Annotated in this window: 13 protein-coding genes, 1 tRNA gene and 1 pseudogene; 9 read left to right on the top strand and 6 right to left on the bottom strand. The window is 29.7% G+C overall.

The annotated features are described in order from the left end of the window. Positions 1-98: 98 nt before the first annotated feature. Positions 99-4,205 (top strand): annotated as a pseudogene (gene rpoC / locus IM807_RS02535) (DNA-directed RNA polymerase subunit beta'); the annotation flags it as partial. A gap of 138 nt (positions 4,206-4,343) precedes the next feature. Beyond that, complete coding sequence (locus tag IM807_RS02530) at positions 4,344-4,763, top strand: tRNA (adenosine(37)-N6)-threonylcarbamoyltransferase complex ATPase subunit type 1 TsaE (protein WP_196362980.1); 420 nt, start codon at positions 4,344-4,346, stop codon at positions 4,761-4,763. Here the strand turns inward: IM807_RS02530 and IM807_RS02525 are convergent, their stop codons facing one another. Beyond that, positions 4,764-5,066, bottom strand: a complete 303-nt coding sequence (locus tag IM807_RS02525) for an Mbov_0400 family ICE element protein (RefSeq protein WP_230861170.1) — start codon at positions 5,064-5,066, stop codon at positions 4,764-4,766. Between the two features lie 866 nt (positions 5,067-5,932). Here IM807_RS02525 and recO point away from each other — a divergent pair. The 6 genes from recO to rpsT all read left to right on the top strand — a co-directional run bounded on the left by recO (position 5,933) and on the right by rpsT (position 9,608). Then, positions 5,933-6,613, top strand: a complete 681-nt coding sequence (gene recO, locus IM807_RS04380; RefSeq protein ID WP_196362979.1) for a DNA repair protein RecO — start codon at positions 5,933-5,935, stop codon at positions 6,611-6,613. Positions 6,614-6,639: 26 nt separating this feature from the next. Next, a complete protein-coding gene (locus IM807_RS02515; protein WP_196362978.1) occupies positions 6,640-7,200 on the top strand; it encodes an RsmD family RNA methyltransferase in 561 nt (186 codons plus the stop codon). Then, positions 7,193-7,774 carry a guanylate kinase gene (gene gmk, locus IM807_RS02510; RefSeq protein WP_196362977.1) on the top strand — a complete coding sequence of 194 codons (582 nt, stop codon included), beginning with the start codon at positions 7,193-7,195 and terminating at the stop codon, positions 7,772-7,774. The genes IM807_RS02515 and gmk overlap by 8 nt, the downstream gene beginning before the upstream one ends. Further along, the gene (gene rsgA, locus IM807_RS02505; protein ID WP_196362976.1) at positions 7,775-8,632 is read left to right on the top strand and encodes a ribosome small subunit-dependent GTPase A; all 858 of its coding nucleotides are present in this window, start codon (positions 7,775-7,777) and stop codon (positions 8,630-8,632) included. It begins immediately after the preceding gene. Next, complete coding sequence (locus IM807_RS02500; RefSeq protein WP_196362975.1) at positions 8,613-9,266, top strand: ribulose-phosphate 3-epimerase; 654 nt, start codon at positions 8,613-8,615, stop codon at positions 9,264-9,266. Before rsgA ends, IM807_RS02500 begins: the two co-directional genes overlap by 20 nt. A 66-nt stretch (positions 9,267-9,332) precedes the next feature. Beyond that, positions 9,333-9,608 (top strand): 30S ribosomal protein S20, encoded by a 276-nt coding sequence (gene rpsT / locus IM807_RS02495; protein WP_196362974.1) that lies wholly within the window; start codon positions 9,333-9,335, stop codon positions 9,606-9,608. Between the two features lie 96 nt (positions 9,609-9,704). On the opposite strand, the gene IM807_RS02490 is transcribed toward rpsT, so the two are convergent. Continuing rightward, positions 9,705-9,795, bottom strand: a tRNA-Ser gene (locus IM807_RS02490). A 58-nt stretch (positions 9,796-9,853) separates the two neighbouring features. Here IM807_RS02490 and tsaD point away from each other — a divergent pair. Continuing rightward, entirely contained in the window at positions 9,854-10,822 is a 969-nt protein-coding gene (gene tsaD / locus IM807_RS02485; RefSeq protein WP_196362973.1) for a tRNA (adenosine(37)-N6)-threonylcarbamoyltransferase complex transferase subunit TsaD, read from the top strand. Between the two features lie 257 nt (positions 10,823-11,079). Here tsaD and IM807_RS04375 read toward each other — a convergent pair whose 3' ends face one another. Genes IM807_RS04375 through IM807_RS02465 form a run of 4 tightly spaced genes read right to left on the bottom strand, consistent with a single transcriptional unit; the run spans position 11,080 to position 15,984 of the window. Then, positions 11,080-13,917 (bottom strand): lysylphosphatidylglycerol synthase transmembrane domain-containing protein, encoded by a 2,838-nt coding sequence (locus IM807_RS04375; RefSeq protein WP_196362972.1) that lies wholly within the window; start codon positions 13,915-13,917, stop codon positions 11,080-11,082. A gap of 3 nt (positions 13,918-13,920) precedes the next feature. Beyond that, the gene (gene scpB, locus IM807_RS02475; protein ID WP_196362971.1) at positions 13,921-14,508 is read right to left on the bottom strand and encodes an SMC-Scp complex subunit ScpB; all 588 of its coding nucleotides are present in this window, start codon (positions 14,506-14,508) and stop codon (positions 13,921-13,923) included. Then, on the bottom strand, positions 14,498-15,247 hold the full coding sequence (locus IM807_RS02470) for a segregation/condensation protein A (protein WP_196362970.1): 750 nt from the start codon (positions 15,245-15,247) through the stop codon (positions 14,498-14,500). The genes scpB and IM807_RS02470 overlap by 11 nt, the downstream gene beginning before the upstream one ends. Next, on the bottom strand, positions 15,247-15,984 hold the full coding sequence (locus IM807_RS02465) for a 1-acyl-sn-glycerol-3-phosphate acyltransferase (RefSeq protein ID WP_196362969.1): 738 nt from the start codon (positions 15,982-15,984) through the stop codon (positions 15,247-15,249). Before IM807_RS02465 ends, IM807_RS02470 begins: the two co-directional genes overlap by 1 nt. Between the last annotated feature and the right edge of the window lies 1 nt (position 15,985).

Raw genomic sequence — 15,985 nt, 5'->3', positions numbered from 1 at the left:
ATTTTGATGAAGAAAACCTTGATTTTGAATAATTATTTCCTTGTTTTTGAAATTCCAAAAACAAGGAAAATTCTAACTTTTAAAGGAGAAAATGACTTATGAATAACACAAAAGTTTCACGACAGTATGCTAAAATTTATGAAAATTCAATTGAAAAAATTTCCTTAGCACTTGCAACACCCCAAGATGTTTTAGATTGATCTCGAGGTGAAGTTACAAAACCTGAAACCATTAATTACAAGACTTTCAAACCAGAAAGAGGCGGGCTTTTTGATGAATTAATTTTTGGGCCACTTGTTGATTTTAAATGTTCAATTTGTGGTCGAAAATACCGAAAAGCCAATGAAAATCAACTTTGTGTTGCCACTAATGACTGTCAAATTTCACGATCACAGATCATGTCAAAACTTTCACGTCGTTACGCCATGGGTCACATTGCTTTGAATGCGCCTATTCTCCATTTTTGATTTTTCAAAATCGATCACAGTATTGTTGCAAAATTGCTTGGTTTAAAAGTTTTTGAAAATGAAAAAACAGCTACAAATGTTTCAAAATCAACACTTGAACAACTAATTTATTATAAATCTCACATTGTTTTGGAAACAGGAGGGCTAAAATCACTCCAAAAAAACAAAATTATTGATATTGCCGAGGCTGGTCTAATTTATAAAAATGCCCTTGTAGAAATTCTTGAATCCTATGAACCTGGGACTGAGGAATACGAAACAGTTTCTGATTCACTTTCTGAATTAACTGATGTTGCTTCCAGCAAAATCGGGCGCGAATATGGAATTGACTATTATGAGTTAAATGAAATTATTGAAGAATTTTCCAATGCAAAAATTTCAACTGGAACTGAAGCAATTGAATATTTACTTGGTCAACTTGACTTAAATGCGGAAAAAGCACAAATTGAGGAAGAATTAGCGTTACTTCAGCAACAAACTGCTTCAAATAAAAAAGTTGTTGTTAAAAATCAAAAAAGAGATAAGTTATATAAAAGATTGCAAGTAATTAATGCTTTTATTAATTCAGGTCAAGATCCAAAAGCAATGATTATTAAAAATCTGCCTGTAATTCCAGCAGATTTGCGCCCACTTGTACAACTTGATGGATCAAGACACTCAACTAGTGATTGCAATGAACTCTACCGTCGAATAATCATTCGAAATAATCGTTTAAAAAGATGAAAAGATTCTGAAGCGCCTGTCATAATTATCCAAAATGAAATGCGAATGCTTCAGGAAGCAATTGATGCTTTGATTGATAATCAGAAAAAAACAAGCAATCAGGTAACAACAAAAGAAAATCGACCTTTAAAATCGATTTCTGATTCTTTAACCGGAAAAAAAGGCCGTTTTCGACAAAATCTCCTTGGGAAAAGGGTTGATTATTCTGGCCGTTCTGTAATTGTCGTAGGTCCAAAATTGAAAATGCATCAAGCTGGATTACCACGGAAAATGGCTGCTATTCTTTTTGAACCTTGAATTATTCGAAACTTAATTCAAGAAAAAAAAGTTACTTCAATTAAAGCTGCAAGAAAAATGATTGAAGAAGAAAATCCAATTATTTGGCCGCATGTAGCAAAAGTAATTGAGAACAAACCGATTATTCTTAATCGTGCACCAACCCTCCACAGACTTTCAATTCAAGCTTTTGAGCCAGTACTTGTTCGTGCAAAGGCGATTCAACTTCACCCATTAGTGACAGCAGGATTTAATGCTGATTTTGATGGTGACCAAATGGCTGTTCACATCCCTATTTCACCTGAAGCAATTCGTGAAACCAAGGAATTAATGTTTGCAAACAAAAACATTTTAGGTCCAAAAGATGGCGAACCAATCGTTAATCCTTCACAGGACATGGTTTTAGGAATTTATTACTTATCACAGGAAAAATCAGGGGCAAAAGGTGAAGGTTCCTTCTTTTCTAGTTACAATCAAATGTTAAAAGCTTATGAATTTGGTTCAGTTGAGCTTCATGCAAGAGTAATTTTGCCTTTTGAATCAATCAAACCGCTTGCAGCAAAAAATGCTCGTGGTCATATAATTTCAACTGTCGGAAAATTCATTTTAAACAATGTTTTTCCTGATAATTTTCCTTTTATTTTTGATCAACAAGTTGATGAATTAGAACTAAATTATCCAGCGCAACTAAAAAAATATGTTGTGCCTTATGGCACAAATTTACAAGAATACTTGCAAAACTTAGAGATTAATGAACCTTTAAATAAGAGAGCAATTGCCAAAATTGTTCGTCAAATTTTTGATACTTATGACGGAATTTTGTCAAAGGAAGATGTTGCCGGTGTTATTGATCAACTTGATTTTGGAAATTACGAAAATTGCATTTTAATTTACGAAAAACTTCGTGATTATAAAGGTGAGAAATTACCAATTTCTCACCTTTCAAAATTAGCTGAGTTCACAATTTTTGAATTCAACCAACTTTTTAAGCGCCAAAAGCAATTGGAAAAAGTACAAACTTATCGTGTTTTTGAGGATTTTGAAAAAGTTAGTTTGCTTGAAAAAATTTGGTTTAAATATAACAACATGGTTTCATCAATTCTTGATAAAATCAAGGATTTAGGATTTTATTATTCAACAGTTTCTGGAACTTCAATTGCAATTAGTGATATTAAAATTGCACCCAGAAAACAAGAATTTATTGTTCAAGGTGAAAATTATATTGATAAATTGAACACTTTTTATAATCAAGGGCTTATTACTGACGATGAACGCTATGTTCTTTCAATTGCCAAATGAACGCAAATTAAGAATGATATTCAAGCTGATCTTGATAGTTCGGTTTCAAATGACAGTCATAATTCGCTTGTTATGATGATGAAATCAGGGGCACGGGGGAATATGTCTAACTTTGTGCAATTGGCTGGAATGCGGGGATTGATGGCCAATAATGTTAAAGCTTTGAAGGTTGATGCTGAAAATGAAAGAGTTGTTCGCTCAATTGTTGAAGTTCCAGTTAAATCTTCTTTCCTTGAAGGTCTAACTTCTTTTGAATTTTATTCATCAACCCATGGTGCCAGAAAGGGATTAACTGATACAGCCCTAAACACTGCAAAATCAGGTTATCTAACACGTCGACTTGTTGATGTTGCCCAAAATATTGTTGTTAGGTCTGAAGATTGTTTCTCAGATTTTGGTTTTGTTGTCAAAGATATTGTTGATACAAAAACCAAAACAATAATTGTGCCTTTAATTGAAAGAATTGAAGGTCGCTTTTTAAATAAAGATGTTTTTGATACCAAAGGGGTTAAAATTGCTAGTGCAGGTCAATTGATTGACCTAAAAATGGCAAAAACAATTGTTAATTCTGGTGTTAAAAAAGTGGAAATTAGATCCATTTTATCTTGCCACATCAAAAATAGTGTTTGCAAAAAATGTTATGGAAAAGATTTGGCAAGCAACCGTCTTGTTTCAATCGGGGAAGCTGTTGGAATTATTGCTGCTCAGTCAATTGGCGAACCAGGAACACAATTAACAATGAGAACTTTCCATACTGGTGGGGTTGCCAACGTTGAGGATATTACTGGCGGATTTACGCGCTTGATTGAATTAATTGACTCTCATGAGCATCCTTGAGGTCGTCCAGCAAAAATTTCACCTTTTTATGGAGTAGTTACAAAAATTACTGATTTAGCCACAAAAAGTCCTGGAAACAAAGGTCTTTTAATCACAATTGAATACCGTAATCCACAACGTGAAAAAGCCGAACACATTGTTCGGGTTGATCAAAACCAAAAATTGAGAGTTGAAATTGGAGACAAAGTAATTCCTGGTCAAAAATTGGTTGAAGGACCAATAATTTTGAAAGAATTATTAGCAATTTCTGATGCAAGAACTCTGCAAAATTATTTGCTTAAAGAAATTCAACGGATCTACCGTATGCAAGGAATTATGATTTCTGATAAATACATTGAAATTATTATTCGTCAAATGCTTTCAAAAATTCAAATCGTTGAAAATGGTGATTCTAATTTCTTTATTGGATCAATTGTTGACATCAGTGACTACCAAGAAGTTAACGGAAAATTGATTTCTGAAGGCAAAAAACCAGCTTTTGGGAACATTATTGTCAAGGGTGCAAAACAAATTCCGTTGCTTTCCAACTCATTTTTGGCAGCTGCAAGTTACCAGGAAACATCAAAAATACTAGTCCACTCGGTAATTTCTTCACAAATTGACTGACTTGAAGGCCTTAAAGAAAATATTATTGTTGGTCACAAAATTCCTGCTGGAACTAATTCCAAATTTGAACCAAAATCAAAATTTGATATCCGTGATCCATTTAGTTTTTTTGTAAAAACTAGCAACTAAAAATTTATGGAAAAAGAAAAAATTATTAAAAATTACCTTTTTTCAGCAAGTATAATCTCCAAATCAGAAAATGATTTGGAGATTATTTTTACTAAGATTATTAAAAAAAGGATTCAATTTATTTATTTAGTTGGAGGTTATGGTTCAGGAAAAACTGATTTTGTCAAAAAATTTGCACGAAAAATTGGCATAAATTCTGAAATTACCTCCCCATCTTTTAACTTCATGTTTCTTTATGAGAATTTAGTGCATATTGATCTTGATAATTTCCCTGGTGATTTAACTGAATTTCAAGATTATTTTGAGGAAAATTATATTGCAATTGAGTGAGCTAATAAATTATTGAATTTTGAAAAAAATTCAATTCTAATAATTTTTGAGATAGTGAATTTGGAAACTAGAAAAATTGATTTTTACTGAAACTAACTAAAATTGAATATTTTTTTCTTTGTAGAGTATTAAAATTTGCGAACAATCCAGATATGAATATTTTGTAAATAAAGTATTAGCTTTTTTTGATTTTGGAATGAAAATTTCGCCTTTAAAACGATCTTTTAACTCACCATTATCCAAACGAGCATTGCGGGCTTTAATATAATAGTAATAATTTTCTTCGCTATCATGAAAAATAATTACCGGTTTTGCTTTTATTTCTTGAGCTAAACTATTAAAAACAAGTGTTTTAAATGAACCGAATTTTTTCAGTTTTATTCAATCCTTGATTGCCATGGTTTATCCTTTGACTAAAATTTATTCTTAATTAATTAAATTGTAGGTAGAAAAGTTATTTTTTGTATTTGTTAAATTTTTTATATTTTCATTTTTAGCTTTAAATTTTTATTCTGAAATTAATATAAATTAGTATGTTAATTTCAGAAACATAAAAAAAGTGTGTTAAAATGAAAAAAATATAAATTCACAGTTGAATAGAAAATTAAATACATCAAAATTGCTGAATTTCAAGAGTTAAAAATCGCAAAAATAATCAATTTTCATGTGTATGGAAATAATTTAATACGAAATTGGTAACAAATGCTTTTCAATAATGATATGAAAAGTCTAATAAGTACCTGTGGTAAAAATAAATTCCTCGCAGACCAAAAAAGAAGTACACAATCAGCGATCTTTCTGAAAATAACCATGAAATTTATCAAGAAATAATGAAAAATGTTCTCAGAAGATATGGGATTAATCCTGCAATAGTTATTGAAGAACTTAAAAAACAAAAATAGAAAGCTTTATGCGATTTTACAGCGAGAATTAATTAATATTGAAAGTCAAAATTTCGAAAATGCAACCGTTAACCATCAAAAAAATTCATTTATTAAATAATATAGAGCAACTCAAGCTTTCGCAAAGTAGTTTATCATATAAAACTCCAAGTTTTTATATAAGTTAAATCAATTCTTCAGAATTTTTTAAAAATGAACATGTTAGAAAAAATAAAAATAGAGTTTGTCTTAAAATCATTGAAAAAACTAATTGTCTGAATTTTTTTCTAATAATTTACAATATTTCTTTCTCAATTTGTGTATTATATATAATTAATATTTGTAAATTAAACTTTTTTGGAAAAACAAGGGCTTTTCGACAAAATGGGTATCAAAGTTATCAAAGGAATTGTGGTTGAGCGCTATGAATACCGTGATTTTGATCTAATTGTGACAATTGTAACAACTCTTGGCCGCATTAAATTTGTTGCTCCAGGAGTGAGAAAAGTTGGAAGTAAAAATATTTTTGGGCTAAATCAAGGTTCACTAAGCGAATTTGAACTTTTTCTAGCCCAAAACACTGAAAGATTGTCAAAATTAAAAAGAGCTGAATCTATTAAAAACCTTGATTTTACGGATAAAATTGTCCTTGATTTTTGAAAATTAATCAGTCAAATTACCCGCAAGGATGAATTTGTAGTTGAACTTTTTGAATCAATCCAGAAAGCTTTTTTGATAATAAATTGACAAAATGCCGCTGCAATCAAGGTTTTTATTATTCTAAATTGACTTAAAAAAAACGGCTTAATTGCTAATTTGTCAGCTTGTCGAGTTTGCAAAACTAATCAACGCCTAACAAATTTTGATTTTTACGGTGGTATGGAATGTTTTTTTCACTTTAAAAAAAAACCATCACCACACTTTAATTCGCAAGAATTAGCAATTTTTTACTGATCTGACTATGAATTTGACAATTTTTTAAAAAAAATCGATTTTAACTATGCTCATTCTGTTTTTGTTGTTTTAAAAGAATTTTTAAAACAAAATTCATATATTTATCTCTAAAATTTGATAAAATTAGGGCATTATCTATGATTCGAATTATTTCTGGCATTTATCGAAGAGCGATCATTAAAAATCCTGAATTTTCAGTAGTTCGACCCATGTCAAGTCGCTGTCGTGAGGCGATTTTTTCACAGTTGCAGTTCCAAATTCCTGATTCAACCGTTCTTGATTTATTTGCTGGAACTGGTGCAATCGGTCTTGAAGCGGTTTCGCGTGGGGCAAAAAAAGTAGTTGCAAGCGAATTAGATCTTCAAGCCTACCAAAATATTGCTGATTTTTGCGAAAAATATAAAGTAAAAAATTACCAAATATTGCACAAAAATGCAATATTTTTATTAAACGAATTGAATGGGCAAAAGTTTGATTTCATTTTTCTTGATCCGCCACACAAGGAGGAAAAAATTACACAAAAATGCTTTTTGAAAATTGCAAAATATGATTTACTTGCAAAAAATGGATTAATAATTTACAAAACTAATTTAGGGAAAAAGCTAATCCCTGACATTTTTTCAATCCAAAAAGTGAAAAAATATGCTAAAAATGAGGTTTTTTTTCTAAATTACCAATTAGAAGGTGAAAATGAATAAATTAATAATTTTATCAGGGCCATCTGGAGTTGGAAAAGGTACAATTGAAAATTTATTGTTAAAAAACAAGGATTTAAGACTTAAATTGGCTATTTCAGCGACAACACGTCAAAAAAGAAAAGATGAAATTGACGGAATTAATTACTTTTTTTTAACAAAGGAAGAATTTGAGGAAAAAATTAAAAATGACGAGTTTTTGGAATGAAATCGCCATTTTAACAATTATTATGGCACTTTAAAATCACAAATCGAACTAATTAAAAGTCAAAATTTAAATCCCCTTTTGGAGATTGAGACTAATGGCGCAAAAAATATTATCAATTATTTTCAAAAAAACAAGAATTTAGACAATCTTTTGACAATTTTTATCCTTCCACCATCACTCAAAGTCCTTGAAAATCGCATTAGAAATCGCTTAACAGAGAATGATTTGCAAATAAAACAGCGACTTGAAAAAGCAAAAGATGAAATTGAAATTAAAAATTTATTTAATTTCTCAATTGTCAATGACAATTTACATGATTGTGTTTTTGAACTTGAAAAAATTATAGTAAGCGAGACGAAAGAATTATAAATGAAAGGGCAGATTTCGCGAATTAATGCTGGATTTTATGATGTAATTGACCTAAAAAGTCAAATTTTGTACCCACTTTTAAAGTGCGCAGGGGCTCTTCGGCAAGAAGAAAATCCACCCTTAGTTGGTGATTTTGTTGAATTTGAAATTGATGGTTTTATCAAAAAAATTTATGAAAGAAAAAACTGATTAATTAGGCCAAAAGTTGCAAATATTGATCAAGCTTTAGTTTTTATTTCAATAAAAGAGCCAAATTTTTCCAGCCTTTTATTGGATAAATTTTTACTAGTTATTGAATCAAAAAACATTGAACCAATTCTAATTATCACGAAAATTGACCTTGATCCTAACTACAAAAAACTCTTGATTGATTATGATAGAATGGGTTATTCCTTCTTTTTTGTCAATAACACAATAAGTGAAATTGCTGAAAATTTGAGAAAAATGCTAAAAAATAAGCTAAATTTTGTCATTGGACAAACAGGCGTCGGAAAAACTAGTTTTATTAATAATTTATTAAAGGAAAATTTTCAAGTTCAGGAAATTTCACAATCACTAAATCGTGGAAAACACACCACACGTGTTGTCCAAATTATTCAAAAAAACGGTTTTAGAATCATTGATACACCGGGTTTTTCTTCGTTTAGCTATAATGAAATCGGCAAAAACGAAATTAAAAATTCTTTTTTAATTTTTCGAAGATATGCCAATGACTGCAAGTTTCGGTCTTGCAGTCATTTTCAGGAAAAAATTGACCAATGCGCAGTAAAATTAGCTGTAAAAAACGGGAAAATTCCCGAATCAAGATATAAAAATTATCTTTATTTTTTAGGAAATTATGAGAAAAATGATAATTAGCCCTTCACTTTTAAATGTAAAAAAACAAAATCGTTTAAAAATGACAAGAACGCTCATGAATTTGGGAATTAAGTGATTCCATTTTGATTTCATGGACGGGAAATTTGTGGAAAACACAGCAATTTCACTAGCTGAAATCAAAAATATAGTCAAAAAATCCAAAAAATTTACTTCAGATGTTCACTTAATGTCGCTAAATCCTGAAGAACAAATTGAAGAATTAATTGGCTTTGTAGATTTTATAACAATCCATTTTGAAAGTAAAAATTATACTGAAATTGAAGAGTTAATCACAAAATATTCGCAAAAAACAAAGCTTGGAATTGCAATTAAGCCCGAAACAAGTGTGAAAAAAATTGTTAAATTGCTACCAAAAGTTGATCTTGTTTTGTTAATGTCGGTTGAACCTGGAAAAGGTGGTCAAAGTTTTATTGAAAAAACTTATGAAAAAATTAGTGAACTTTCAGGAATAATTAAGGAAAAAAAATTACAAATTATCATTCAAGTTGATGGTGGAATCAAGGATTTTAATGCCCAAAAAGTCTTTGCTGCAGGAGCTGATGTCGCTGTTGTTGGTACCTTTTTGGCAGAAAAACCAAGCAAAATAAAAATTAAAAAATTGTTGCAAAAGTAGCATTTTATGGTAAAATTTTCACATATTTTAATTTATATCTAATTTAAAAAAAAGCAGGACAAAATTATGGCAAATATTAAATCAAAAATCAAATCAATTTCAAAAATGCAAAAGGCGCGCGCGCGAAATAATGCAATAAAATCAAGGGTGAAAACTGCGATCAAAAAAGCAAAACTTGCTGTAATTTCCAATTCAGATCAACAATCTGAGTTGCTTGTCAAAGCTCGCAAGGAAATCGCCAAAGCAAGATCAAAGGGTGTTTTTCATGTAAATAAAGCTGCCAGAAAAATTTCGAGACTTGATTTGTTTGTTAATAGAACTAGAAACAATCAGTCTGCCTAATTTTTTTAAAAAACAAAACACAAATAAAAAAACTCTTGTCAAAAAGAGTTTTTTTATTTGTGTTGAAGCCTAAAAAAATGAATTTGACTTCATATTTGGCGGGTCAGACAGGATTTGAACCTGCGCGGGATGTAACTCCCCTAACGCGTTAGCAGTGCGTCCTCTTCAGCCTCTTGAGTACTGACCCATTTTTGAAGAAACATAATATAATTTTACCATAAAATCATTTTAAAATTAAGGAACTAATGAAAATTTTAGGAATTGAAACCTCCCACGATGACGCATCAATCGCGTTGATTGAAGAAAATAGTGTAAAAATTTTGCTAACAATTAGCCAAATTAGCATTCATGAAAAATTTGGCGGCACAGTTCCTGAACTTGCAGCCCGCGAACATTCGCGAAATTTGGCAATAATTTTGCAAAAATTATTAGCAAAAAAAGTGGATTTCTCCACTTTAGATGCAATTGCTTACACTGAAAATCCAGGACTGATCGGACCATTGAAAATGGGGTTTTTGTTTGCAAGTGCTTTGGCAATTTTTTTTAAAAAAAAGTTGATTCCAATTAACCATCTTTCGGGGCATTTTTGATCGGCAAGCATTGAAAAAAACCTTGATTTTCCAGTACTTTCCTTGTTAATTTCAGGCGGTCACAGCCAGTTAATTTGAGCAAAAAGTCCTACAAATTTACAAATTATCGGTACAAGCATTGACGATGCACTGGGCGAAATTTATGACAAAATTGCTAGAAATTTAAAACTTGGTTTTCCTGGTGGACCAAAAATTGATTTAATTTGCCAAGAAAAAATACAAAAAAAACTTCAATTAATTGAGTTTACTTTGCCGAAAACTCTTGAAAATCCACTCAATTTTTCATTTAGCGGTCTAAAAACTCAAGTCATAAATTATATTCATCAATTGGAACAAAAAAAAGAGATTAATCCTGAAAAAGTGAAGGAAATAGCAATTTCCTTCCAAAAAACTGTAGTAAAATATTTAAAAAGGCAATTAGATTTAGCTTTAAAAATGAAAAAAAATATAAAAACAATCACACTTGTTGGCGGTGTTGCAGCAAATTCTGAAATTAGAAAATTGATAGAATCATACGCCGAAAAATTCAAAATTGTGATTCCTGAAAAAAAATTTTGTACTGACAACGGCGCAATGATTGCAAAAGCTGCTCAAATTTTGCTTGAAAATAGTGAAGAAAAATAAAAAATTGGGTTAAATTTTGAACCGAAATTTCTCATTTTTTTAATAAAAATCATTGAAAAAATGAGAATCTCAAAAATTCCCTAATTTCGGGGCTTTTTTGTGTTTAAGGAACTTTAATAAATCTAAAAAGTGGAAAAATTTAGGAAAATTTGGTCGATTTCCTACGCCAAATCCACACTTTTCATGTAGATTTGGTCAAAATTAACCAAAAATCATCTCTAAGGTTAAATAAAACTTTCTAAATCAAATTCTTTAAATTAATGAACAAAAACAAAAATAATGACTGAAATTGCAATAATTCCTCAAAAAAGCAAAGCGTAACGGTAAAAATTTGAATATTGTTTTTGACGTTGGTGATTTAAAATCAGATTAGTTTCCGTTGTTTGACGAATTTCCTTGTAAAGATCCATACGTTTTTCGCCAACCCAAACTGTGAAAATTCCTATCGCTGAAATAACATAGGGCAAAAATCAAGTGAAAATTCGGTTGGCAAAATTAAAAATGTCTAAGTTTGCGGATGATTTTTCTCTGAAATACTCTTCAAAAATCAATTTTGTAATCACATCAGCAGAACCGACACCACCAGGCGTTGGAGAAAGATTGTTTGAAATTTGTAATATTGTAAATCCTGAAATAAATTTTAAATATTCAAAAAAATTGACACTTTTGAGAGAGAATCCTGCACTTTCCATTGTCACAATTAGAATAATGAAGGAAAAATTTAGTAAAAACAAGGGTAATTTGTACAAAATTAAAATTTGTGCTAGCAACCTTTTGTTTGCAAGAACTTGCAAAAAATGGTTTTTAAAATTATCAATCAAAAACTGAAATTTAAACTCAAGTCGTTCTTTGTCTTCAATTTTTTTAAAAAAATTAAGATTTAGTATACCAACAAAAATTCTAATCAAAAAATATTGAAGCCTTTTTCAAATTGAAATTACAATAATTATCAACAAAACAAGCAAATTTAGGAAAATGTTTACCGTCAGCCAAATAAAAAAGACAATTTTTTCCCAAGAATCAAAGACAAAAAGATCTTTATAAAAAATCAATGCTACAGGCACAAAAATGAAGCTTACAATCAAATTGAAAACCTGGTGAATTAAGGCATTATAAGTCAAAGTCGCACTAATATTTTTTAGTGGATATTGCTTTCGCTGAAAATATCAATAATAACTTACTTCGCCCCCGAAGGAAAAAGGTGTGGAAAATTGCATAAAGGTTGCAATAAATGAACCAATAAAAAGGTGTCTAAATTTGGTTTTTATTCCTTGGTGATTAAAGATTTTTTTTAATTGAAAGGCTGAACTTATTGTTCAAAATAAAAAAAAGGCTAAAGAACCAATAAAAACTAGCCTGTGTAGCTTATTTTTGAAGAAGAAATCATAAAATTTTACAAAAATTTGTGTTGTCGAGCCATCAGCAAAGCTTGAATTATAAAAGTTGTAAAATAAAATTATCAAAATTACAATGATTGTGGTGATAAAAATTGAAAATTTTAAAATGTTAGTTTTTTGGCTCGTTTTTGTGGCAATTACATCTTTATTTACTAATTTTAATTTGCTTATTAGTGTGTTTTCGCGAAAAATCGCCTGCTTATGGGTATGATTTTTTGCCGAAAAACTCGTAAAAAGTGTTAATTCCTGCTTTGGTTTGAAATAAGTTAAAATATAACTGTCGTTTTTTTGTAAATTAACTTTGATCATGATCAAACGATTGTCGAAATCAAGGTTTTTGATGTTGAAACTTTGAGGCCGAAATTCCTCATCTTTTTCACTCACCAGCAAATTCACAAGTTTATCGAAACTGTTTGGCGAAATTGATAATTTGAATTTGTGGTGAAAAATAAAGTCAACTTCACTTTTTAGGGAACTAATTATTTGAAAAATATCAAGATTTTTTTCCTTATAGTATTCAAAAATTTTCAAATATCAAAGCGCTTGAAATGAAGTGTTTATACCAAAATACTTCATGAATTCAGAGCTTTTTGGAATAAAAAAAACATTTTCAGAATTTATTAGAATAATTTCTTCATTAGTTTCTTCCCTAATTTTGATAATTTCAGTTTCAGGCATTTGTTTAAATTCACAATAATTAAAGATTTTTGCAGAAAAATTTTTTTGAACAAAATCAACAATATATTTGTCAGTTTGATTACTAATCAAAAAATATTTTCCATTTTGCCAGTTAGAGCGAAGAAAATCAAGAAACAAAAGTTGCAAATCTTTTTCTTTAATTATGTTGAAGTTTAATTTTTTGCGAAGAGCAACTCTGATTTTATTTTTTTTTAACCAAAAAATAAAATCGGTTTTAAATTTTGCACCAGTAATAATTTTTTTTCAAATTACCGAATTATCACCAACTTTTTTAATAATTTTTTGGATTGGAAAAATATTTTTAACAGGCAAAAATTTAATACTTTTAGTATCAAAATTATTTTCAATGAAACTTGTTAAAAATCAGGAATCGCGATCATAAAATTGATAAGAATTTGTTAAATTTTGCAGGTCTAGGTTTAAATATCTTTGAAATTCGATGATATTTTTTCAATCAATAGGAAATTTATTTGATTTATTCAAGCTAGTTTTTCTATAAAAAAGATAATTTTTTTCTGTGCGATTAATGAATTTTTCTTCTTCAAAATTCAAAAATTTCATTTTTTCCTTGAAAAAGGAAATTTTCACCATATTTGAATTTTTGGTGGTCCAGTTTACTTCAATATCAATCAAAAAATCGAAATCATTATTGATAAAATAGTGCCGGGCCAAACTCTGTGAGTAGCCACATTTGCTATCGAAAATTAAAATTTGTCTTTCATTTCCTGAATTCAAAATATCAAAAAAAATCGAAGAAAAAGCAATTCCAAAATTATTTGAACTGTGGTTAATAAGAATTTTGGTCATTTTTTTTTGCTTTAAAAAACCAGAAATCGCGCTTGCCAAACTAAAAATGTAACTTTCATTAATGAAATTGGGTTTATTGGAAATGAATCCAATAATTTTTGAATTACTAATTTCAAGCGGCAATTCATAATTAAAGGAAATAAAATTCTCATTTTCAACGAATTCTTTGGGATTGATAGCTATTGATTTCATTTTTTATTCTTCAATTTCACGTTGGGAGGCGAAAAGATCAAAATTTTCTGCTTCCTCATTATTTTCTTGATTTGCGAAAAGATCAAATTCCTTGAATTTTGGCAAATCTTTTGCTGATCTTAGCTTAAAATAATCAAAAAAGCGTGAAGTTACTCCGTATAAAGTCGGATTTCCGGGGCTTGACGCTGTTCCAACTTCCTCAATAATTCCTTTTGCAAGCAAAGATCCAACAATGTAATCTGAGTTTACGCCACCCCGAATTTGCGCAATTACAGATCTGGTTACTGGTTGCTTATAAGCGATAATTGCAGCAACTTCAATGGCTGAATTGGTTAAACGATATTTTCTTTCGTTGCTTACAAAGTCAATAATAAAATGCTTTAAGTCCTTTGCAGTTACAAATTTGAAAACATCATCAAATTCGACAACCAAGATTCCTCTTTTTTGGCGATTAAAATCGACTAAAAAGTCTTTTAAAAGTTTCCTTGCCTCATTAATTTTTGCCAATTTCAGGGCATTTTGCAATTGCTGTGATGAAACACCTTTTTCACCCTGCAAGTACATAATTGCCTCAATTATTCTATTTTTCATCAAAACCTCCTCGGAAAATTGAAATTTCTGAAAATTGTTCTTTTTGCTGCAAATGCAAAACCTGTTTTTTGGCCATTTCTAAAACTGAAATCAAAGTAATTACAAAATGCTTGAGACTTGGAAGTGAAAAAACAGTTGCAAAATCAAGTTCAGGAAATTTTTCCAAAAGATTTTTTACCCACAAAGTTTGCTGATCGGCTGTTACATGAACTTCGGTGGTGGTAATTTTTAAGCGATTTTTTGCTCTTGTGCGATCAAACATTTGCTTCAAAATTTTAAGCAACTGTGGTTGCGAGGAATGTCCGTCCAGCTGACTTGGATCGCTAGTTCTTTTGAAATCAGCGTAATCAGAGACGTTTTTTTCAAAATAATCATTGCGATGTTCCTGTTGTTCCTTCAACATATTTGCAATATTTTTGATTTGTTGATAATCTGCCAAAAGAGCAAGAAATTCCAATTTATCTTGTTCAACCTCAGGTTCTAATTCTTCTTTTTGGTCAAATTGAAGAAGAATTTTTGCTTTTAAATGAACTAAAGTTGAAGCAATCACCAAATATTCGCCGGCAACCTGAATGTTTTTTAACTTCAAATTTTCAATTATTTTTACATATTGACTTGCTAATTCTACCAAGTCAACATCCATAATGCTGATGTTTTTTGACTTAACTAGTTCCAAAAGAAGTTCTAATGGCCCGGAAAAATTACTTAATTTTAAGTCGTTTTTTTCGTTAAAAATCATTATTCCTCACTTTGATAAGAGTCAAAAATTGTTTTTTTAGTTGACAAAAAAAGTGCTTGTTCGCTCTGCGAAAAAACAGTTGCAATTTTAATTGGTTTGTGAATCAAAATTTCAACTTTTTGGACTGTTTTCCGGTTACTTTTTAGTGAATTTGCATTTGAAAAATTAATTGTGATTGGTAAAATTGAAAGCCCATTTTTTTTTGCTGCTGCAAAAATATTTATAGGAAATTCAAGATGATTTTTCTTTGTTGGTTCCTTTGCAAAAAAAATTGCAATTTTCCTTTTTTCACGCACAGATTTCAAAAAATTATTAACTATCAAGACATCTTTTTCTGAATCAGAATTTAAAAAAACTGAATCAATTGTTTCAAAAATTCACTTATTTTTTCGTGTTTTTTCCTTTGAGTGCAAAAGAAAATTTAGAATTGGATTATCTTCATCCTCACCTTTTTTTTGATTCTCAAAAGCAGAAAAAAGAATGTAATAATCAGCAAATGAGTTATGATTTGCAAGTACAATTGCGGCATTTTTTGGCAAATTTTCATAACCAGACACACTTATTTTTATCCGAAAAATTTTCAAAATCATTTTAGAATAGTTCAAAATTAAGTTATTGCGATAATGCGAATTTAATTCAATATTTTTTTTTGTATATTTTTTTCAGGTTGAGCGAATTTTTTTTAGCCTGAAAAATCATATTAGTGAGAAAAGGAAAATTCGTAACTTTATTATCATT

This window comes from Mycoplasma sp. 'Moose RK' (assembly GCF_015708155.1).
Lineage (GTDB): Bacteria > Bacillota_I > Bacilli_A > Mycoplasmatales > Metamycoplasmataceae > Mesomycoplasma.
The sequence above is the reverse complement of the archived record's forward strand: the minus strand, read 5'-3'. Positions and strand labels throughout refer to the sequence as shown.